Origin of the sequence: Streptomyces sp. NPDC086554 (assembly GCF_040686095.1) — a bacterium.
GTDB lineage: Bacteria > Actinomycetota > Actinomycetes > Streptomycetales > Streptomycetaceae > Streptomyces.
Genome location: NZ_JBFBJK010000003.1, coordinates 319,838 through 337,963 on the forward strand (window position 1 = coordinate 319,838; position 18,126 = coordinate 337,963).

At 70.0% G+C, this 18,126-nt stretch carries 17 protein-coding genes and 2 pseudogenes; 8 read left to right on the plus strand and 11 right to left on the minus strand.

From position 1 onward, the window contains the following. Positions 1 to 45: 45 nt before the first annotated feature. The 4 genes from dhaK to AB0O76_RS06510 all read right to left on the minus strand — a co-directional run bounded on the left by dhaK (position 46) and on the right by AB0O76_RS06510 (position 3,912). Positions 46 to 1,038: a dihydroxyacetone kinase subunit DhaK gene (dhaK, locus tag AB0O76_RS06495; protein ID WP_365486078.1), complete on the minus strand. Its 993-nt coding sequence runs from the start codon at positions 1,036 to 1,038 to the stop codon at positions 46 to 48. Between the two features lie 745 nt (positions 1,039 to 1,783). Further along, positions 1,784 to 2,605, minus strand: a complete 822-nt coding sequence (gene efeU / locus AB0O76_RS06500; RefSeq protein WP_365486080.1) for an iron uptake transporter permease EfeU — start codon at positions 2,603 to 2,605, stop codon at positions 1,784 to 1,786. A gap of 53 nt (positions 2,606 to 2,658) precedes the next feature. Next, the gene (locus AB0O76_RS06505; RefSeq protein ID WP_365486082.1) at positions 2,659 to 3,297 is read right to left on the minus strand and encodes a hypothetical protein; all 639 of its coding nucleotides are present in this window, start codon (positions 3,295 to 3,297) and stop codon (positions 2,659 to 2,661) included. Positions 3,298 to 3,300: 3 nt separating this feature from the next. Next, positions 3,301 to 3,912: an iron transporter gene (locus AB0O76_RS06510; RefSeq protein ID WP_365486084.1), complete on the minus strand. Its 612-nt coding sequence runs from the start codon at positions 3,910 to 3,912 to the stop codon at positions 3,301 to 3,303. 273 nt (positions 3,913 to 4,185) lie between these two features. On the opposite strand from AB0O76_RS06510, the gene AB0O76_RS06515 reads away from it, so the two are divergent. Together AB0O76_RS06515 and AB0O76_RS06520 are read left to right on the plus strand one after the other, a co-directional pair. Further along, entirely contained in the window at positions 4,186 to 4,578 is a 393-nt protein-coding gene (locus tag AB0O76_RS06515; RefSeq protein ID WP_365486086.1) for a cupredoxin domain-containing protein, read from the plus strand. Positions 4,579 to 4,678: 100 nt separating this feature from the next. Further along, complete coding sequence (locus tag AB0O76_RS06520) at positions 4,679 to 5,011, plus strand: chitin binding peritrophin-A domain-containing protein (protein WP_365486088.1); 333 nt, start codon at positions 4,679 to 4,681, stop codon at positions 5,009 to 5,011. Between the two features lie 157 nt (positions 5,012 to 5,168). Here the strand turns inward: AB0O76_RS06520 and AB0O76_RS06525 are convergent, their stop codons facing one another. Further along, positions 5,169 to 6,590, minus strand: coding sequence for a hypothetical protein (locus AB0O76_RS06525; RefSeq protein ID WP_365486090.1), 1,422 nt, complete (start codon positions 6,588 to 6,590; stop codon positions 5,169 to 5,171). Positions 6,591 to 7,292: 702 nt separating this feature from the next. Then, positions 7,293 to 7,709, minus strand: a complete 417-nt coding sequence (locus tag AB0O76_RS06530; protein ID WP_365486092.1) for a hypothetical protein — start codon at positions 7,707 to 7,709, stop codon at positions 7,293 to 7,295. Between the two features lie 281 nt (positions 7,710 to 7,990). Between AB0O76_RS06530 and AB0O76_RS06535 the strand changes: the two genes are divergently transcribed. Beyond that, positions 7,991 to 8,338, plus strand: a complete 348-nt coding sequence (locus tag AB0O76_RS06535; RefSeq protein ID WP_365486093.1) for a hypothetical protein — start codon at positions 7,991 to 7,993, stop codon at positions 8,336 to 8,338. Positions 8,339 to 8,497: 159 nt separating this feature from the next. Here the strand turns inward: AB0O76_RS06535 and AB0O76_RS06540 are convergent, their stop codons facing one another. Beyond that, the gene (locus AB0O76_RS06540) at positions 8,498 to 10,258 is read right to left on the minus strand and encodes a coagulation factor 5/8 type domain-containing protein (RefSeq protein ID WP_365486095.1); all 1,761 of its coding nucleotides are present in this window, start codon (positions 10,256 to 10,258) and stop codon (positions 8,498 to 8,500) included. Positions 10,259 to 10,461: 203 nt separating this feature from the next. Next, complete coding sequence (locus AB0O76_RS06545) at positions 10,462 to 11,490, minus strand: helix-turn-helix domain-containing protein (protein ID WP_365486097.1); 1,029 nt, start codon at positions 11,488 to 11,490, stop codon at positions 10,462 to 10,464. Positions 11,491 to 11,633: 143 nt separating this feature from the next. Here AB0O76_RS06545 and AB0O76_RS06550 point away from each other — a divergent pair, with 143 nt between their 5' ends. Together AB0O76_RS06550 and AB0O76_RS06555 are read left to right on the plus strand one after the other, a co-directional pair. Further along, positions 11,634 to 12,635 carry a hypothetical protein gene (locus AB0O76_RS06550; RefSeq protein WP_365486099.1) on the plus strand — a complete coding sequence of 334 codons (1,002 nt, stop codon included), beginning with the start codon at positions 11,634 to 11,636 and terminating at the stop codon, positions 12,633 to 12,635. Between the two features lie 244 nt (positions 12,636 to 12,879). Then, a complete protein-coding gene (locus AB0O76_RS06555; protein WP_365486100.1) occupies positions 12,880 to 13,077 on the plus strand; it encodes an antitoxin in 198 nt (65 codons plus the stop codon). Between the two features lie 63 nt (positions 13,078 to 13,140). Here the strand turns inward: AB0O76_RS06555 and AB0O76_RS06560 are convergent, their stop codons facing one another. Continuing rightward, positions 13,141 to 13,647 carry a hypothetical protein gene (locus tag AB0O76_RS06560; RefSeq protein WP_365486101.1) on the minus strand — a complete coding sequence of 169 codons (507 nt, stop codon included), beginning with the start codon at positions 13,645 to 13,647 and terminating at the stop codon, positions 13,141 to 13,143. A gap of 226 nt (positions 13,648 to 13,873) precedes the next feature. On the opposite strand from AB0O76_RS06560, the gene pstS reads away from it, so the two are divergent. Further along, complete coding sequence (gene pstS, locus AB0O76_RS06565; protein WP_365486103.1) at positions 13,874 to 15,016, plus strand: phosphate ABC transporter substrate-binding protein PstS; 1,143 nt, start codon at positions 13,874 to 13,876, stop codon at positions 15,014 to 15,016. Positions 15,017 to 15,041: 25 nt separating this feature from the next. On the opposite strand, the pseudogene AB0O76_RS06570 reads toward pstS, so the two are convergent. Together AB0O76_RS06570 and AB0O76_RS06575 are read right to left on the minus strand one after the other, a co-directional pair. Next, positions 15,042 to 15,314, minus strand: a pseudogene (locus AB0O76_RS06570) (arsenical-resistance protein); the annotation flags it as partial. 139 nt (positions 15,315 to 15,453) lie between these two features. Next, positions 15,454 to 15,537: pseudogene (locus AB0O76_RS06575) on the minus strand (transcriptional regulator); the annotation flags it as partial. 139 nt (positions 15,538 to 15,676) lie between these two features. Between AB0O76_RS06575 and AB0O76_RS06580 the strand changes: the two are divergent. Together AB0O76_RS06580 and AB0O76_RS06585 are read left to right on the plus strand one after the other, a co-directional pair. Continuing rightward, the gene (locus tag AB0O76_RS06580) at positions 15,677 to 16,123 is read left to right on the plus strand and encodes an arsenate reductase ArsC (protein WP_365486105.1); all 447 of its coding nucleotides are present in this window, start codon (positions 15,677 to 15,679) and stop codon (positions 16,121 to 16,123) included. A gap of 142 nt (positions 16,124 to 16,265) precedes the next feature. Next, positions 16,266 to 17,846, plus strand: a complete 1,581-nt coding sequence (locus AB0O76_RS06585) for a phosphodiester glycosidase family protein (protein WP_365486107.1) — start codon at positions 16,266 to 16,268, stop codon at positions 17,844 to 17,846. Positions 17,847 to 18,126 lie beyond the last annotated feature (280 nt).

The following is an 18,126-nucleotide window of genomic DNA, read 5'->3' on the forward strand; positions in this document are numbered from 1 at the left end:
ATGAGACGTACGCGAAGTGCGAGACGTACGAGGCGATCACCGGGGTCAGACACCCCAGCGCAACCCGGGTGTGCGCACCGGCGCGTTCCACAGCCGCAGCAGCTCCTCGTCGACCTGACACAGGGTCACGGACGCCCCGGCCATGTCCAGCGAGGTCACGTAGTTGCCGACCAGGGTGTGCGCCACCACGACATCCCGCTCGGCGAGGACCCGCTGCACCTCGGCGTTGAACCCGTACAACTCGAGGAGCGGAGTGGCACCCATCCCGTTCACGAGCACGAGCACGGGATTGCGCGGACGAAGATCCTCGAGCACGGCGTCCACCGAGAAGTCCGCGATCTCGCGCGACGTCATCATCGAGCGCCGCTCACGCCCCGGCTCTCCATGGATCCCGACCCCCAACTCCAGCTCGCCGGGCGGCAGATCGAAGGTGGGACTCCCCTTGGCGGGCGTGGAGCAAGCACTCAGGGCCACCCCGAAGCTCCGGGAGTTCTCATTGACCTGACGGGCGATCGCCTCGACGCGCTCCAGCGGCATGCCCTCGTCGGCCGCGGCACCGGCGATCTTCTCCACGTACAGCGTCGCGCCGGTACCGCGCCGCCCCGCCGTGTACAGACTGTCGGTGACGGCCACGTCGTCATTGACGAGCACCTTGGCGACCTGAATCCCCTCGTCCTCGGCGAGTTCGGCCGCCATGTCGAAGTTGAGGACGTCCCCCGTGTAGTTCTTCACGATGAACAGCACGCCCGCCCCGCTGTCCACGGCGGCCGCGGCGCGCACCATCTGATCCGGCACGGGCGAGGTGAACACCTCACCGGGACACGCGGCCGACAGCATGCCCGGACCCACGAACCCGCCGTGCAGCGGCTCGTGCCCGGATCCCCCGCCGGAGACGAGGGCGACCTTCCCCTCGACGGGAGCGTCCCTGCGCACGATCACACGATTCTCCACGTCGACCGTCAGCTCCGGATGCGCGGCGGCCATCCCCCGCAACGCGTCCGCGACGACTGTCTCCGCAACGTTGATCAGCATCTTCATGGATACCTCCTGGTGAGCTGCGAACCTGAGGCCAGTATCAGGCCAGTGGCGTCAGTCGGTGCTCACCGAACGAGTTCGTGACGAGCACGTCGACGGATGAACCATGGAAATGAGGGGCTCCGGGATTGCCGGAGATGGCGGGATCGCAGTGCCTACGACAACAGCCTGGACCTGACCACGCGTAGGACATGAAATCTTCGGCCGGGCGACGGGACCACTTGCTCGACGGAGCGGGTAGGGCAGAGCCGCCGCATGAGACCGGCACGCTGCCCGCGACGGACGGTCAGGTGCGGGACGAGCTGGACGGTGCCGGCCGTCGAGTCTGGTTCGACCAGTTCCTTCCGGTGGAGCGGTGGTTCCTCGTCCGTCTGGACGCCACAGGTCCGGTTCTGCTGGCGCATCCCTGGCCCGTAGGGCATCGTCCTGATGCCGACCGGCTGACGGGGGACATCCCTGCCGGCACCGTATGGATCGCGGCGCAGTTCACGCCCGGTCAGCTGGAGGTGGCTCACAACACCCGGGTGACTCTGACTCTCGCCCTCGATCCGGGCAGCAGCGCCGGAACCGACACCGACACCGACATCGGACCCGATACCGGCCGGGGCAGGCCCCGAAGCCGCCCGGTCCGTCTGCGGCATGCCCCGGACCGGGTTCTTTCCAATGCCGACTGGCAACAGACCCCGATCCGACCAGTAGTAGGACACCAGTTCGCCGGTGGCAGAGACGAAAGGCGTTCGGCGACGGCCTATGCCGGGGCCTGTGCTTCCTTGGCGGGCTGTGGGCGCAGGAACCAGAACAGGACGGGTGCGAGGTAGAGCGCCCAGGCGGTGGCTTGGAGCACGCTGGGGTTGGGCTGGAAGTTGAAGATGCCCTTGAGCAGGGTGCCGTACCAGCTGTCGGGAGGGATGGTCGCGCTGATGTCGAAGAGCCGGTCGTCCAGGCCGGGGAGGAGGTCGGCTTCCTGCAGGTCGTGAATGCCGTAGGCGAGCACGCCCGCTGCCACGACGACGAGCAGGGCACCGGTCCAGGTGAAGAACTTCGCCAGGTTGATGCGCAGCGCGCCGCGATAGAAGAGCCAGCCAAGGACGACGGCCGTGAGCAGTCCGAGGGCGGCTCCGATCACCGGCCGCACGCCGTCGCCGGTCGCCTGGACGGCGGACCATATGAACAGCGCCGTCTCCAGGCCCTCGCGGCCGACCGCGAGGAATGCGGTGGCGACCAGCGCGCCGGTGCCGATGGCCAGGGCTTCGTTCAGCTTGCCCTGCAGCTCGGCCTTGAGGTGCCGGGCGGTGCGGCGCATCCAGAAGACCATCCAGGTGACCAGGGCGACGGCCACGATGGACAGGCCGCCCCCGAGCGCCTCCTGTGCCTCGAAGGTCAGCTGGGAGGAGCCGAATTGCAGCACAGCGCCCACGGCCAGGCTCAACCCGACGGCGATGCCCACGCCGAGCCAGATCGGCGGCAGTTTGCCGCGGTTGTCGGTCTTGACGAGATAGGCGACGAGGATGCAGACCACGAGGCTGGCTTCCAGGCCCTCGCGCAGGCCGATCAGGTAGTTGGCGAGCACGCAGGTCTCCTAGCGAAGATCGTGAGGTGTCGGTTCATTCGTGCGGTGTCGCTTCAGCGGTGACTGTTGAGGAAGCCGATGACGCTGGCGCCCCACCATCCGATCTGGGAGATCGAGGCGGCGATCCCCGTCTGCATCAGCAGGCGTCGTGGCACGCTCCCGGCTTCGGACTCGGGTTGCTCCTGCAGGCGCCCCAGGCGTTGGCCGATCCACTGCGCGTAGAGGCCGTTGAGCATGACGGCGAGGACGAGTCCGAGTTTGATCAAGGTCAGCGGCGATGCCAGATCCGGGCGGAGGAACAGCCCGGACAGGACGAGTCCGCCAAGGCCCAGCCAGATCGGGGTGTGCAGGGCGCAGGCGGTCTGGAGGACGTCGCTCAGTCGTCGACGTCCCAGCAGCCAGAGCAGCGCGAACCAGTCGACGGCGAGCACGGCACCCAGTCCGACGACGAGAGCCGCGAGGTGGAGGAAGCGGGCCGCGGCCAGCAACGGCGGGTCGGCGTGGACATGGGAGGCCGTCCAGCAGGCTGCTGCCATGACCGCGCACGCGACGATGCCCAGGGCGACCAGCGCCCACGGAGGTGTCGGAGCACGGTCGGGGCTTTCGTCTCCGACGGCGAGGGCGGGCCGCCCCGGTCCCCGGGCCTTTTGGGGTCCGGGGGCGGCCTGGCCTCTGGCGAGGGTGGATTCCACCGGTCAGTTCTCCGGCTTGAGTTCCACGTTACGGAATGTGGCGGTGGCTCCCTCGCTGAGCGCGGGCTTCTCGCCGCTGCCGCCGTGCCGCAGGAAGGTCGGGGCGTCGAGCTTCGCGCGGAGGGTGTACTTACCGGCCTTGGGTATCGAGAAGTTGTTGGCGTAGTGGAAGAACTCCGAGTAGTAGAAGTTCAGCTTCTTGGCCTGGACGACCTTGCCGTCCTTGTTGACCACTTCGAGCGTGATGGGCACGTTCGGCACGATGCGGCCGGACTTGGCCTCCATCGGAATGATCTCGATGTGGTGGGTCTCGTCCTTGGCCGGGGGCCGGTGGACCTGCTTGCCGTGCTTGCCGTGCTTGCCGTGTTCGGCGTGGAACCACGGCTCGGCCGCCTCGACGATGTAGCCGACGTTGAATTCGCCCACGCGCGCCTTGCCTCCCCGGGCCGCGATCTCCGCCGCCAGCACGGTGTGCTGGTGGGCGACGCCGGCCGGGGCAGTCTCCTTCGACTTGCTCTGGGCGGCGGGCTTCTTGTCCGAGTCGGCGCCACCGCAGGCGCTCAGAGCAAGGGCAAGCGGCACGGCGAGGCAGACGGCGGGAACCAATCTGGGCATGGCTGAATTCCTTCTGTTGGGGAGTGAGGTTAGGCGAACCTAAGTCCGTGGTGCGTCCGCGTCAACTCTCCTCATACTTCGGGCATTAGCGCTCAATGCGGTTACTAACCGTGGGAGTGGGCTGCCGTTTTCATGGGAGTTGGGCGAGGGTGAGTGGTTCATGACGCTCACGAGGCGTCCAGGGTTGGTCGAGATTTGGACAGCCCGGCGGCTGTGTTGCTTACACTGCGTCCGCCTCCCCCGCCCCACCTCCGCCCTCCCCTGGAGAACCTCATGACGCTTCGCATGTCCCAGCCCATGACCGCGGCCCTGCTAGCGGCAGGCGCACTTGCCGCGCTGGCCGGCTGCACCGAGAAGAGCGACACCGGCGACGCGAAGTCCGGAGCCATCGCCGTCGAGGCCACCGACGACGCCTGCAAGCTCTCCAGGACTTCCGCCAAGGCCGGGCCCATCGCCTTCAAGGTCTCGAACGAAGGCGACAAGATCACTGAGTTCTACGTCTACGGACCGGACCGCAAGGTCGTCAGCGAGGTCGAGGGCATCGGCCCCGGCACCTCCCGCACGATGATCGTGAAGGTGTCCAAGTCCGGGACGTACACCACGGCATGCAAGCCGGGCATGGTGGGCGACGGCATCCGCGGCGAGTTCACCGTCACGGCCAAGTAGCGGCCCCGCGGCGGCTTGATGTCTGCGGTTCCCCCGCCTCGAGTCTGAGCACGCCAGTTGTCCATCAGTGTCAACTGGCGTGCTCAGTCACAACCGATAGGTGGCCATTCCGATCGATAGTGGCCCGTCGGTCGCCCGTGTCGCCGCGTGCGCGGCGCTGGTTCTCCCTGGCGTCGCCCTGCCCGGAGCCGGAACGGCGCTCGCCGAGCCCGCCGACCCGACCATTACGTGCACCGAGGAGGGCAACTTCCCTCACCCCAACGACTTCACGAAGTTCTACCGCTGTAACGAGGGCGGCGAGAGCGCCGTCTTCCACTGCCCGCCCGGGACCGTCTACGACACGGACCTGCCGCCCGGGCACTGCAACTACCCCTGGGCCGGGGAGACAAGGGACAGGGGCCGGCCCGACTCGGCCGCCGGTGCCGCTCCGTAGGCTGCGTGACCTGCCACTGCTGACACCCGGCAGCTCGCCGGGGTGGCTCCTCGCGTTACTCCGCGGGCGTGCTCCGCCAGGTGTCGTGACGTGCTGCCCTTCCCCTGTGTGACACCTGAAGTGCCGAGCCGCACGCACGGAAACCGAGGAGGGGGGCTCAGAGGGGGAGGACACCGGGGAAGGCGCCGTGGCCGGCGTGCGGGGAGGTGAGGGCGAGCCAGCCGTGGCCCCGGGTTTCGGTGCCTGAGCCGACCATGCCCGGGTCGACCGAGAGATGGCCGCAGGCGGTGCGCGCGCCGGCGGTTCCCGCGTTGGGCGGGGCATCGTCGTACTCCGGGTCGAAGTCGGGGTCGTCGGCCGCGAGGGTCTCCCAGGGGAGCGGGTCGCCCTCCCATTCGGGGTCGCTCTCGGCGGCGTACTGCCGGATCACGCTGCCCTCCTCGGCGACGAACCACACGTCGGAGCCGCCCGCGTCGTCGACGAAGAAGAGCTGCGCCTGGGCGCAGTGCCGGCTGACGCGCTCGACGGTCTCGACCATGTCCTCCCAGCCCTCCCCGATGAGGAGGTCGTACGGGCCGAAGACGAGGCGCCAGCCGTCCAGCTCCGGGGTGACAAAGACGCGGCCCACGGTCTGGACGGCGCCGTCACCGCCGGGGACGGGCACCTGGATGTCCCGGCCCGCCGCCTCGACGCCAGTGGCGCACGTGATGGGTCGCCGGTGGTGCAGGTCCAGGGCGTCGAAGAGCCCTTCGTAGGAGGCACCCGGCACGGCCAGCCACCAGCCGGAGAGCTGGGGCGACGGTGCGCTCGGCGTCTCGCCCACGATCTTCACCCGGATCAGGCGCTCGATCGCCGCACGGTCGCGGGTGTCGAGCCCGTCGGCACCGCCGCCCGCGACGAGCGCGGCCATCGCACCCCGCCGGGTCCGCGGCGAGGCGGCCGGGTCCCGGCGCAGCGCGCGCAACCTGGTGCGGTACGCCTCGTGCGTCAGGAGGGCGTAGTCGTCGGCCTTGTACGGGGCGGGGCGGCGGCCCGCGTAGCACTCCACCAGGGCGCGCAGCCCGGCATCGGAGTCCGTCCGCAGCCGGACGAGCCCCGCGAACCCGTTGCCCGACGCGCCGCGAGCGGAATCGATGGCCAGCTCCGCGTACCGGTCGGCACACCGCTCGTCGAACGACCCGAGCAGTCGGCCCGCCGCCCAGTCCTTCACGTTGCCGCTCCGCCAGGCCGCGAGCACGGCGTCGAAGGCGGGCGGCCCGACCAGTGCCAGGATCCGTATGACGGGCTGGAGCGTGGCAGTCGACCGGGCGTCGGCGACGCCGGCCAGCAGCGCGGGCACCACCTCGTCGGCCCGCTCCGTGAGGAGCGCGAGGACGGCCTCGGCCCGGGCCCGCTCGTCACCGTCGGCGCCGGTCGGATCCCCGAGGTCACGGAGACCACCAAGGTCACGGAGACCACCAAGGTTACGGAGACCGTCGAGGGCACCCGGATCGCCGAGGTCTTCCCGCTCGTCCACGGTGCCCAAGGCGCCGCGGTCGCGCAGCGTACGGAGGTCGTCGAGAAGGGATTCGATCTTCATGCCGCGCACGGTATCCGGCCCCACCGACACTGCAACGGCCCACCCCGGCCGAACGTCGCGCGACGGTCCGATCAGCCGCCCGCGGACCTCAACTCAAGGCTCCCGGAGCGGCTTTCGCCGACCGGTGGCACCTAGGGGTCCTCGCAACGGCGTTGGACGTGTCGATGGGTGATGAGGCGGGTGGCGAGGCTGAGGAAGGCTTTGTGGACGTCGTCGCGTCGCCCCCTGCAGTCCTCCCGACAGAAGCCGGGCACGAGGCTCAGTCACACGGGCGTGAGGTGGCACCTCGGGCCCGTGAGGCCTCCACCCCCGCCTGCGCGACGGGGAGGCGGGCGTGAAGACGCGGCCTTCCTGCCCCGCTGACGGCCACCAGGGGTGAGGGTGAGCCGGTCCGGTGTGGGACGGGTCGCCCAGCCGTCGGCGATCACGGTGTCGATGGCCGCGATCAGCGTGGGGATGTCGGCGTTCGCGGCAGGAGTCGACCGGACTTCGGTGTCGGTGGCCTGGGGGGTGTCGTGGATGACGTTGAGGACCTGCCAGGCGATCCTGGTGAGACCGAATCCCTCCAGCTGTCGTTCATGTAGCGGGTGAGGGCTTTGTCGGTGCGGTTGAGCCAGTAGCCGATGGGCTTCATGAAGGTGCTTCTTCAGCGGTGGTGCCGGGTATTTGTGCGGCATCAGCTGGCCAAGGCCGCAGGTGAGGTCACTGATGTGCGGGCGCGGAGGCCAGGAGCGTCCAGTCCTGGTCGGCGGCCCAGTCGGTGGAGCTGTGCCGGCCGACTTCGGGGTAGTCACGGCGCAGCCCGGCGACGTCGGCATCGAGGCCCGAGGTGGTGAGTGCCAAGACCGGCGACGGCGAGGGCGGCGGGCAGCACTGCCGGGTAGCCGGCGGGGCCCGCGGCGCGGTGCGCGAGGACGGCGGTTGCCAGGCCGATCGCGAGGACGGCGATGCCGGGTGCATGATGCGCGTCCCGTACCGGGGGACCAGGTGGGTGCCGGCGGCCCAGGAGCCGATCGCCAGTCCGGCGGACCACGGCAGCAGGGTGAGTCCCGCGGTGAGCGGGCCGTCGTGGAGGCCGAGTTCGGGGTGCAGCACGACGGTGATCATGACGCCGTTCATGACGGCGAAGAACAGCGTCGAGGTGGCCGGCGCGGCGGGGAACGCCCGGCCGCGCAGCAGGGCCGGTTCGATCAGGGGGGCGTGGCCGCGGCGGGCGGCACGATCAAGACACCGCCCGGGGGGGGGGAAGTCGCGGTGGTCGGCGGATGATGCGAAGCGGGGCAGACGACGCCATCTTCAACAGCCGCACGGTTCTGGCTGGTTGGAGCCTCCGGACCGGGCCGGGCCACCGGGAGGGTGCGTGAGACGATCGTGAAACAGACCTCAAGGAGAGGAATTTCATGGGGGGCAAGGGTCGGCTGCATGTCAGTGCGGAACTGGCGGGGGTGCTGGAGCGGATCGACGCGCTCGGCGGGATGCTCGATGAACGGGCCGATGCTGCCGAGGAGTTGGGGAGGCTGCCGGAGGACACGGCGCGGGCGCTGCTTGACACGGGGATCGTACGGGCCGGGCTGCCGCTGAGCCTCGGCGGATACGAGTTCGCCCTCAAGGAGCTTGATCAGGGCCATCTCGGGGCTGACCACGGCGACCGAGTCGGTCTCGGCCTGGGACGGCTCGCCCGCGGCGAGGGCGAGCCGGTCGTCGTGCTGGGCGCCGGTCGGCACGACGAGTCCCGCAACTCCGCGTAGAGGGCGAGCGCCAGATCCTCGGTGCGCGCCCCGGTTCTCTCCACGGCCCTGACGACTGTCACCGCACCGCCCCCTCGCTGTCGGTTCCCCTTCCCTGCGCGCGATCCTACGTGAACCAAGATCACGTGCTTCGGGACCCGAACGGCGGTCAAACGGCCGTCAGGGGAAGGAGACCACCGTGGAGGGCACGGTGTCGCTGCCCGACGTGGGGGCGCCGGTGGCGTTGATGACGTGGGCGTACTGGCCCTTGCCGCCGAGCGAGACGACCAGGAGGTGGTGGAACTTCACGCCCGGTGTGTTCGGGGCGGCGAAGCCGTGCTCCTGGACGATGGTCGGGTCGACGTTGTAGTAGCAGTAACTGCCAAGGCCCCAGCCCTCGTGGGCGGTGACGGAGTCGGCCACCTTGTAGGCGGCGAAGCCGCGGAGGTCGCCGTTCTGGATGGCGGCCTGGTTCGGGGCGTCGTAGGCCTTCTCGTTCTGGTAGAAGATCGTGCGGCCGCGCTCGCCCTTCCACTGCACGTCGTACTTGTTGAAGTGCTCCACGAACAGGCCGGTGGCCAGGACGTCGTCGCCGTTGACGACGAGGCCGTAGTCGGCCCGGTTGGTCTCCCAGCCGACGCCCTCGCCGTGGTCGGCGCGCCAGATCCAGGTGTGGTCGACGACGGTGTGCCGGCTGTTGATCACCATGCTGGTGGTGGCCTTGCCCGCGCCCGCGCCGCCGATGCGGACGAACACGTCCTGGACGGTGGTCGGGTTGCCGGCGTGGGCGGCGCTCGCGCCCTGCGGACCGATCTCCACCAGGGTCTCGGAGTTGGCCGCTCCGGCATCGACCAGGAAGCCCGCGAGCCGCACCCCGTCCACGTCGGCGGTCTTCACGGCGGTCACCCCGCCGTTGGGGACGAGGGTGGCGTAACCGATGCCCAGGACCACGGAGTTCGCCCGCTTGACCTCGATCGGCCGGTCGAGGTGGTAGATGCCGGGGGTGAGCAGCAGGTGCAGGCCCTGGTCGAGGGCGGCGTTGAGGGTGGCAGCGGTGTCGCCCTCCTTGGCGAGGTGGAAGGCGGACAGGGAGAGGGATTCGCCCTGCGGGGTGCCGTCGCCCCAGCTGGTGCCGCGCGCGTCGGTGCGCGGCGCGGGCAGGAAGACCTTGTACTCCTGGCCGTCCAGGTGGAGGAAGGGCTTCTCGCGGGAGTACGGGGTGGTGTCCAAGGTGGTGTACGGCGGGTCGGGGAAGGCGTTGGCAGGGGCGCCGTCGACGCCGGAGAAGACCATGTTCCAGACGCCGTTGAGCCAGCCGCCGACCGAGCTGTCGCGGGTGTACCACTGCTGCTGGGAGTAGGGCTTGACGGTGCCGTCGATGCGGCTGTCGGCGATGTAGCCGCCGCTGGCCCAGCCGTAGCCGTCGGGCGCCAGATTCAGGTCGCCGCGCACATGCATCCTGCGGAACGGGGCGGCCTGGGAGACCGCCCAGCGATTGGCGCCGCTGACCGGGGCGAGGGAGAGATTCTCCGCCGAACGCCAGAAGTTCTGCGTGGCGTTGCCGTTGAACCAGCCGGCGTCGACGGTGACGTCGCCGTTGATGTGGGTGTCGTCGGGGGAGAGGCCAAGGCCCATGATCGAGGTGTAGAAGCCGATCTGGGCGTTGAGCCCGCTGTAGGTGCCGGGCTTGAAAAGCAGCGCGTAGCGGTCCGTGCCGAACTGCGCCGACTCCTGCCGCTTGAACACCTCGTCCAGCTTCGCCTGGATCCCGGCGGTGGACGGGTCGAAGACGATGACGTTCGGACCGAAGTCCGGGTCGGCGGCGGATGTCGCAGGCGTCTCGCCGGCGGTGGCCATGCGCGAGCCGAGCAATCCGGTGGCCGGAACGGCCAGGGCGGCGGCCAGGGCACCGCGGCGTGAGAGGGGAAGGTGCGTTGACATTGGCAACTCGCTTCGCTGATGGGGGGATTGCCGTGCCGCTCTGCGTTCGGAACGTGAACGAAGAGCGCTCTGAGAGCGCTCTCTCGCGTTGGATAGTTGTGTCTGAGGCGGGGCGCGTCAAGGGGGTGCGCGTGATGTGGTGCGGACTTCAGCGAAGGAAGTCAACTATGTGATGGTGTACGTGAGTTGGGGAGACGGTTCCCTCAGGAAGCCGGGGCCGGGGCCGGGGCCGGGGCCGGAGCCGGGGCCGGGGCCGACCGGTCGGCGCGGACCACGCCGAAGGCGTCCGCCATTCGCAGCGCCGCCTCCAAGTCGCCGTCGACGGTGATGACTTCGGCGCTCAGCGCGTCCTCGAGCGGCAGGGCGCCCGCGCCCATCTGGAGCAGCGTTCCCAGGTCGGTGACCAGGGTTGCGGCCGCGTCCGCGGCGGGGCCGATGGCCGTCTCGACGGTGCCGTCGTCGACACGGGCGTGGAAGACGAGCCCGTCGACCACGAACTCATAGGTCTCGCGCACCCCACGCGCGTGCTCGGGGCGGAAGGTCGCACCGACCGCGCCCACGATGCCGTGACGGCCGCCAGTGGCCTCGGGGTGCGCGCCCAGTATCGCGATCGCCCGTGCGGCCGCCGGGAGTTCGCCGTCGAGCCGGGCGAGCCCGCGCGCCACCGCGTCCTCGACGTCCATCAGGCGGGCACCGACGGCGAGGAACGTCCCGAGGTCGGAGGTCATCGAGCAGACGGCGTCCGGCGCCGAGCCGTGCCGGATGTCGAGTACGCCGTCGTCGACACGGAGGTGGAACACGTACTCGCTCACGGAGAACTGGTACGTCTCCCGTACGCCCCGCGCTTCTTCCGGCCGGAAGCTCGCGCGCAGGCACCCGAGCACCCAGCTGAGCCGGAAGGTGTCGCCGGGCCGGGACGTGACCGGAAGGCGCATGCCCCAGCGGGTGAGTTCATCGATCAACGGGCGCATGGCGGCACCGAGTTCGGTCAGCTCGTAGACCGTGGACGCCGCCGGTGCGGGCAGCTTGGTCTGGCTCAGAATGCCCGCGTCGCGCAGCCCGCGCAGCCGCTCCGCCAGGACGTTGGGGCCGATGCCGGGCAGTCCCGCGACGAGGTCGGTGTAGCGGCGGGGGCCGAGCAGCAGCTCGCGCACGATCAGCAGCGACCAGCGGCCACCGACGACGTCCAGGGCCCGTGCTGCGGGACAGAGCTGGTCGTAGCTGCGTGTCATGCGAGAGAGCTGCCTTTCTCATTGGTAGCGGCTACTTAGATTTTCTACAGTAGCCGTGAACTCGGGGGCACTAGTGGCCTGTTGGGTCGCGTCGGGCTGACCACCCGCGCCGAACACTCGACCAAGTTTCGAAGGGACCACTTGTGACTGAATTGAGCTCTCGCACGGGCCGACGTCCGGGCCGACGTCCGGGCCGACGCCCGGTCCGCTCCGCCGCGCGCACCGTGACGTCCGCGGGCCTGCTGTCGGCGCTGCTCGTGGGCGGTGTGCAGGCACCTGCGCAGGCATCGGGGGCGACGCGGGCGGCCTCGGCGCCGTGTGCCGAGCAGGGCCGTGTGGAGGTGTTCCGGAAAGGCGGCGTTCCGCTCCTGGACTGGCGGGAGAACCTGGAGTTCGACGGGCGCGGCACGCTCTGGGTCACCCACCTGATGGAGCACCGGGTCGAGGGGTACGCCCCGGACGGGACGCTCAGGGCCAGTTTCCCGCTCAACGGTCCGGGCGGGATCGAACGCGGCCCGGACGGCATGATGTACGTCAACTATGGCGCGAACCCGCTGACTTCGGTCCTCACCGGCGGGGGCGTCGTGCGCTTCGACCCCACCGCGGCCGAGCCCAAGCCCGAGAAGTTCGCGGACGGCCTCTCCGGCATCAACGGCCTGGCCGTAGACGCCGATGGCAACTTCTACCTCAGCCGTGAACTGTCCGCCGGCATCATCAAGATCCGCCCGGACGGCACACGGGACGAGGCGTGGACGCGGGCGGCGGACCTTTTCGGCACCAACGGCCTGGAGATCGTCGGCGACCAGCTCTACAGCACCAGCATCATCGACGCCACGTCCTCGATCGTGCGCACGCCGCTGAACAACCCCGCGGGCCGCACCACGATCGCCCGCCTCACGCCCAACCTCCTGGACAGCAAGGTTCTCGACGGCCTGACCTCCTTCGACGGCGACCTGCTGGTCGTCGGCTTCCGCAGCGGCGAGCTCATCAGGGTGGACCCGGCCACCGGCCGCTCCTGCGTGCTGGTGTCCGGACTGCACATGCCGAGCAGCGTCCGCGTACCGCGCGGCTTCGGCGACCACGACCCGCGGCGCGAGCTGTTCGTGGCGGAGACGTCGGGACGCATCGTGAAGGTGACGGTCTGAGCGCGACGCAGGTCCGGGCGGACCCCCGCTGAATGTCCCGCTGGGTCAGATGTCCCAGCGGGACATCTGGAGGAGTGCAGTCGGAGAACGACCCCGCACGACGCCGCGGTCCGCGCCCCCTACTGGGGCAGCAGGGCCGACGGCTGACCGCCCGGCGCCCACGGGGCGCGGAGGCCACCGGATGCGAAGTGCGCCGTATGCCGGGAACCTGGATATGGGGGCGACGCACAAAGGAAGGTTCCCCATGTCAGTCATGGACAAGCTCAAGCAGATGCTCAAGGGCCACGAGGACCAGGCAGGGCAGGGCATCGACAAGGCAGGCGACTTCGTCGACGACAAGACCCAGGGCAAGTACAGCAGCCAGGTCGACACCGCCCAGGACAAGCTGAAGGACCAGCTCGGCAGGGACCAGGGCGAGCAGGGGCAACCCCCGCAGTCATAGGGGTGGACGGCAGGACGGCGCCGGTGACGAACCCGGCGCCGTCGCCGTCTAGCGCAGTGACGGCTACCGGGTGAGCTGCCGTTCCTCCGCGAGGCCCGGGATCAGGGGGCGTGACGCCGCGATGTAGTCGTAGATCAACGTACGTGAGGTGTGCCGTACGCCCTGGAGTTCGTCGCGTGAATCCGCGCTCGGAATGGCGTCCACGGCCTCGAGCGCTTCTCGGCCAAGGGTGGCCAAGTCCGGTGCGTCGGTGAGCAGTTCGGCACGGAACATGGCCTCCATCGCCACCGCCCTCAACCGCTGTGCCTCGCGGCGCAGTTCGTGAAGCTCGACCTCTTCCCTGATCCGGCCGTCGTCGTGCCGGGCGAACCAGTAGTCCATCTGCCCCCGGCGGTAGTTCGCCAGCGTGCCGCCGAAGGAGCAGTAGGCGTCGATCCGTTCCTGCCGCAGGCGCTCGTCGCGCGTGAACTGCTCTGCCCGCAGTGCCGTTCGGTGCTGGAGGAGATGAGTCAGCCCGGCGCCCAGGAGGGTACCGAGTACGGCGACGACACTTGTGGCTACGACATCCATGGAGCCAGGGAAGCATGCGTGGCCGCCGCACCGGGCGTACGGGGGCGAGCGTGGCCGGATAGGCGCTCTTGCGCGCCGTCCCTGACCCGCTCGCACCGTCTCGGAGGGTCCCGCTCGATTGTCGGACGACTGAGTGTCGCCTGATGTTCGCCTCTGCTTCACCGGCCCGCATCCATGATCAGCGAGCATCTGGGTTCCATGTGCAGTAGCTCCAGGGGGGACAACGGTGCAGCGCCCACGCCCGACACGTACCAACTCATCGATCGTCGCGGTCGCTTCGGCCTCCATGGCGGTGGTGGTGTCACTGGCGGGATGCGGGGTCATCGGTCTCGGCGAGAGCGACGACAAGGCGAGCGCGTCCGCAAGCCCCTCCGCGCTGCCCCACATCGACTGTGCCAAGAAGGCGCAGGTCGCGGGGTCGGGATCGAGCGCCCAGCAGAACGTGATGAAGTACTGGATGAAGCAGTACCAGCAGGCGTGCCCCGGCGTTCAGCTCGCCTACAACCCGCTGGGCTCGGGCGCGGGCGCCGCCCAATTCCTGCGGGGCGCGACCGCGTTCGGCGGCTCCGACAGTGCGCTGAAGCCGTCGGAGGCCCACAAGGCGCCGGGCGTCTGCCCGGGCGGCAGGGTGATCAATCTGCCGATGGTGGGCGGTCCCATCGCGATCGGTTATAATCTGCCGGGCGTGGACGACCTGGTGCTCGACGCGCCGACCCTCGCCAAGATCTTCGACTCGCGCATCAGCAGCTGGGACGACCCCGAGATCCAGGAGCTGAACCCCGGCACGAAACTGCCGTCGATTCCGGTCCGGCCGCTGCACCGGTCGGACGACTCGGGCACCACCCAGAACTTCCAGGCGTATCTCGCAGGCGCCGCCCCCGAGGCCTGGCCGTACGAGGCGGAGAGGTCCTGGCAGGGCAGGGGCGGCGGTTCGGCGAGCGGCACCAGCGGGGTCGCCTCCGAAGTGAACTCCGCCTTCGGCACGATCGGTTACTTCGAGCTGTCCTTCGCGGAGAGCAAGGACATCAAGACGGTCCGCATCGACACGGGGGCGGCGGAGCCCGTCGCCCCGACCCCGGAGACCGCTTCCGCCGGTATCGCCGCGGCCCAAGTCATCGGCAAGGGCAAGGACTTGACACTGAAGTTCCGCCATGACCTGTCGGCCGATGGCGCCTACCCGATCTCCCTCGTCACGTACGAGATCGTCTGCGACAAGGGAAACCAGCGCGCGACACTGCCCGCCCTGAAGTCCTTTCTGACCTACACGGCGGGTGACGAAGGGCAGCGGCTCCTTTCCGAGATCAACTACGCGCCGCTGCCGAATTCCGTCGCGGAGCAGGTGCGGCAGGTAATCCGGGAACTGGCCTGACGGCCGGGCCCGGCCCACCTGCCGGTCAGTACCGCGCGGCCTGGGCGAACTTCTTGCGCCAGGCCAGCGACACGTACGCGAGGCCGATCAGGACCGGCACTTCGATGGGCGGGCCGACGACGCCGGACAGGGCCTGGCCGGAGGTCACGCCGAGGGTGGCGATGGCGACCGCGATGGCCAGCTCGAAGTTGTTGCCCGCCGCCGTGAAGGCGAGCGTGGCCGTGCGATCGTAGGCGAGGCCGAGTCCCTTGGCCGGCAGGAACGTGCCGAAGAACATCACGGCGAAGAGGACGACGATCGCGCGGAGATCGCTCCGAAGGGGGCGCACGGCAACTCGGCCTAGGACATGCCGGGTTCGGCATCCTCGCCGCCCTTCGGCGGTGCGGTGGTGCCGGGGTCGGTCGCGGTCATCAGCAGGCCCGCTTTCGGTCTGTCTGCTTGTAGTAGGTGAAGCGACAGGGTTCCGTCTCCACGACGCCGACCTCGCGCAGGACGCGCAGGTGGTTGGAGAGGTTCGTCCGGCTCGCGGCGTCCAGCGCCCGGCGTCCCCCGACCTGACTGATACTTTCACATCAGTGGCTGGTGATACCACTGGACGCTGTTGTCATCGAGTCCGGGTTCGAATCCGCGCCCCGGTCCCCTCTGTGAGAGAGAGTCCTGATGTCCGAGAAGCCCTCCGTCCTGTTCGTGTGCGTCCACAACGCGGGCCGCTCGCAGATGGCGGCCGCGTGGCTGACCCACCTCGCCGGAGACCGTGTCGAGGTCCGCTCGGCGGGCTCCGCCCCGGGCAAGGAGGTGAACCCGGCAGCGGTCGAGGCCATGCGCGAGGTCGGCATCGACATCTCCGCCGAGACCCCGAAGATCCTCACCGTGGACGCGGTCAAGGAGTCGGACGTCTGCATCACCATGGGCTGCGGCGACACCTGCCCGGTGTTCCCCGGCAAGCGGTACCTCGACTGGACGCTTGAGGACCCGGCGGGCCAGGGCGTGGAGGCCGTCCGCCCGATCCGCGACGAGATCAAGGTCCTGGTGGAAGGCCTGATCGCGGAGATCGCTCCGAAGGGGACGGGCGGCAACTCGGCCCAGGACACGCCGGGTTCGGCGTGAGTATCGGTATGAGTAATGGAGCGGCGGGTGCTCTTCGGCGTGTTTTCCGGGCGGACTTCTGGTATTCACGCCTGGGATCAACTGCCGCCCGCGAACTCGCGTTCGCTGCGCAGGACATCGCGTACTCGACCGAGGAGTTCTCGTGGCCCCAGCACGCCGTCCGCTCGGAACCACCGTCAAGGCGTCAGTGATCGGCCTCGCCGCGGCGGGGTTCATCGCCCCCGGTGTCGTCGCCGCTCCGTACGCGGACACCGCGGCCGCCGTGTCCCCGGCCTCGGTGCCGCCGCCCCTCGCGGGCTGGCAGCACGACCGCCTCGCCTCCGGGGTCGACCTCTACCAGGGGACGATCGCCGGCCGTCCGGGCGCCGACCACTGGACGGTCACGGTACGTGCGAACGGCGCCCAACTCGCCGCCGAGCAGGACGCCCAGGCGCTGGCGGAACGGCTGCGCGGGGCCGGCTTCGGCGCGCGCACCGAGCCGGTCGCCTGGCCCGAGAGGGCTGATCGCAGCGGGTTGATCGGCGTACGGGTCCGGGTGGGCGAGTTCGCGGCCCGGGCCGATGCCGACGCCCAGCGGCAGACGCTCGCCGCGGCGGGCTTCGACGCGGTCAGCGAGTGGACCGGCGCCGACGGCGCCCCCGGCACGGGAACCGCCCGGGTCAAGGTGGCGCTCGTCGACCCGAAGCGGTACGGCGGTGCACTGAAGGCGACCTACGGCACGGCGGTCGCAGGCCGCGAGAAGGTGTCCGACATGGCGGCGGGCGAGGACGCCCTGCTCGGCATCAACGCGGGCTTCTTCGTCATGGAGGGCAAGGACGGCGTGCCGGGGGCATCGGCCGGGATCGCCGCGTACGACGGTGAGTTGCAGAGCGCGGCTACCGACGGCCGGGTCGCGGCCGTGCTGCGTGGCGACGGCCTGCGCCCGGAGTTCAAGAAGCTCAGCACGGTGCTCCGGGTCCGGTCGGGCAAGGTGTCGGCGGTCGTGGACGGGGTCAACCGCGTGCCCGGCCTGGTGCGGAACTGCGGTGGCGTCGGCGGGGACGCCCCGACGCAGCGGCCGCAGCACGACGTGACCTGCACCGATCCCGACGAGATCGTCGAGTTCACGGACGAGCTCGGCACCGCGACCCCGGCCGGTGCGGGCCTGGAGGCGGTCCTCGACGCGAGCGGCCGGGTACGCGAACTGCGCCCGCGCGGCGGCGACGTACCGGAGGGCGGCAGCGTCCTCGCGGGCATCGGCGACGGCGCATCCTGGCTGCGTACGCACGCGAAGCCGGGCGGCACCCTGACCGTGCACCGGCAGATCACGGACGAGCGCGGCCGCACACTCAAGCTGGGCCCGCACGACGACATCGTCAACGGCGGCCCCGAGCTGGTCCGAGACGGCAAGGTGGCCGTGAACTACGGCGCCGACGGCATCGAGCGGATCGGCGACCGTTCGTTCGCGTACACGTGGGGCCTCAAGCGCAATCCACGCGCCCTCCTGGGCGTCGACGGGCAGGGCCGCATGATCGTCGTCGCCGTGGACGGCCGACAGCCCGGCAGCAGCGACGGCTTCGGCCTCAACGAGGGCGCGGAGCTCATGAAGTCGCTCGGCGCGGTACGTGCGATGGCACTGGACGGCGGCGGATCGGTCGCCATGACGGTGAACGGCAAGGTGATCAACTCACCTTCGGACGGCACTGAGCGCGCGGTGGGCGACGCGCTGCTGTTGTCGCGCTGAGGGGCTGTTGGGCGGGGGTGCGGCGGGGGAGGCGGACGCGCTGCTGTCCTCGCGCTGACGGGCTACCGGACGGGGACGTGGCGTGGTCCGCGCGTCAGCAGGGCGGTTTGGTGGGGGAGTTGCTCGGGATCGGTGGCCGGTGGGGTGCGGGGAGGGGGGGGAGGCGCTGCTGTTCTCGCCCGGTGAGGGCTACCGGACGGGGGCGTGGCGTGGTCCGCGCGTCAGCAGGCCGGTTCGGTGGGGGAGTTGCTCTGGATCGGTGGCCGGTCGGAGTGCGGGG

Coding starts and splice junctions, on each gene's coding strand:
- dhaK (WP_365486078.1), bottom strand. CDS start 1,038: ATGAAGATGCTGATCAACGTTGCGGAGACAGTCGTCGCGGACGCGTTG.
- AB0O76_RS06510 (WP_365486084.1), bottom strand. CDS start 3,912: ATGCCCAGATTGGTTCCCGCCGTCTGCCTCGCCGTGCCGCTTGCCCTT.
- AB0O76_RS06515 (WP_365486086.1), top strand. CDS start 4,186: ATGACGCTTCGCATGTCCCAGCCCATGACCGCGGCCCTGCTAGCGGCA.
- AB0O76_RS06525 (WP_365486090.1), bottom strand. CDS start 6,590: ATGAAGATCGAATCCCTTCTCGACGACCTCCGTACGCTGCGCGACCGC.
- AB0O76_RS06530 (WP_365486092.1), bottom strand. CDS start 7,709: ATGAACGGCGTCATGATCACCGTCGTGCTGCACCCCGAACTCGGCCTC.
- AB0O76_RS06535 (WP_365486093.1), top strand. CDS start 7,991: ATGGGGGGCAAGGGTCGGCTGCATGTCAGTGCGGAACTGGCGGGGGTG.
- AB0O76_RS06540 (WP_365486095.1), bottom strand. CDS start 10,258: ATGTCAACGCACCTTCCCCTCTCACGCCGCGGTGCCCTGGCCGCCGCC.
- AB0O76_RS06545 (WP_365486097.1), bottom strand. CDS start 11,490: ATGACACGCAGCTACGACCAGCTCTGTCCCGCAGCACGGGCCCTGGAC.
- AB0O76_RS06555 (WP_365486100.1), top strand. CDS start 12,880: ATGTCAGTCATGGACAAGCTCAAGCAGATGCTCAAGGGCCACGAGGAC.
- AB0O76_RS06560 (WP_365486101.1), bottom strand. CDS start 13,647: ATGGATGTCGTAGCCACAAGTGTCGTCGCCGTACTCGGTACCCTCCTG.
- AB0O76_RS06580 (WP_365486105.1), top strand. CDS start 15,677: ATGTCCGAGAAGCCCTCCGTCCTGTTCGTGTGCGTCCACAACGCGGGC.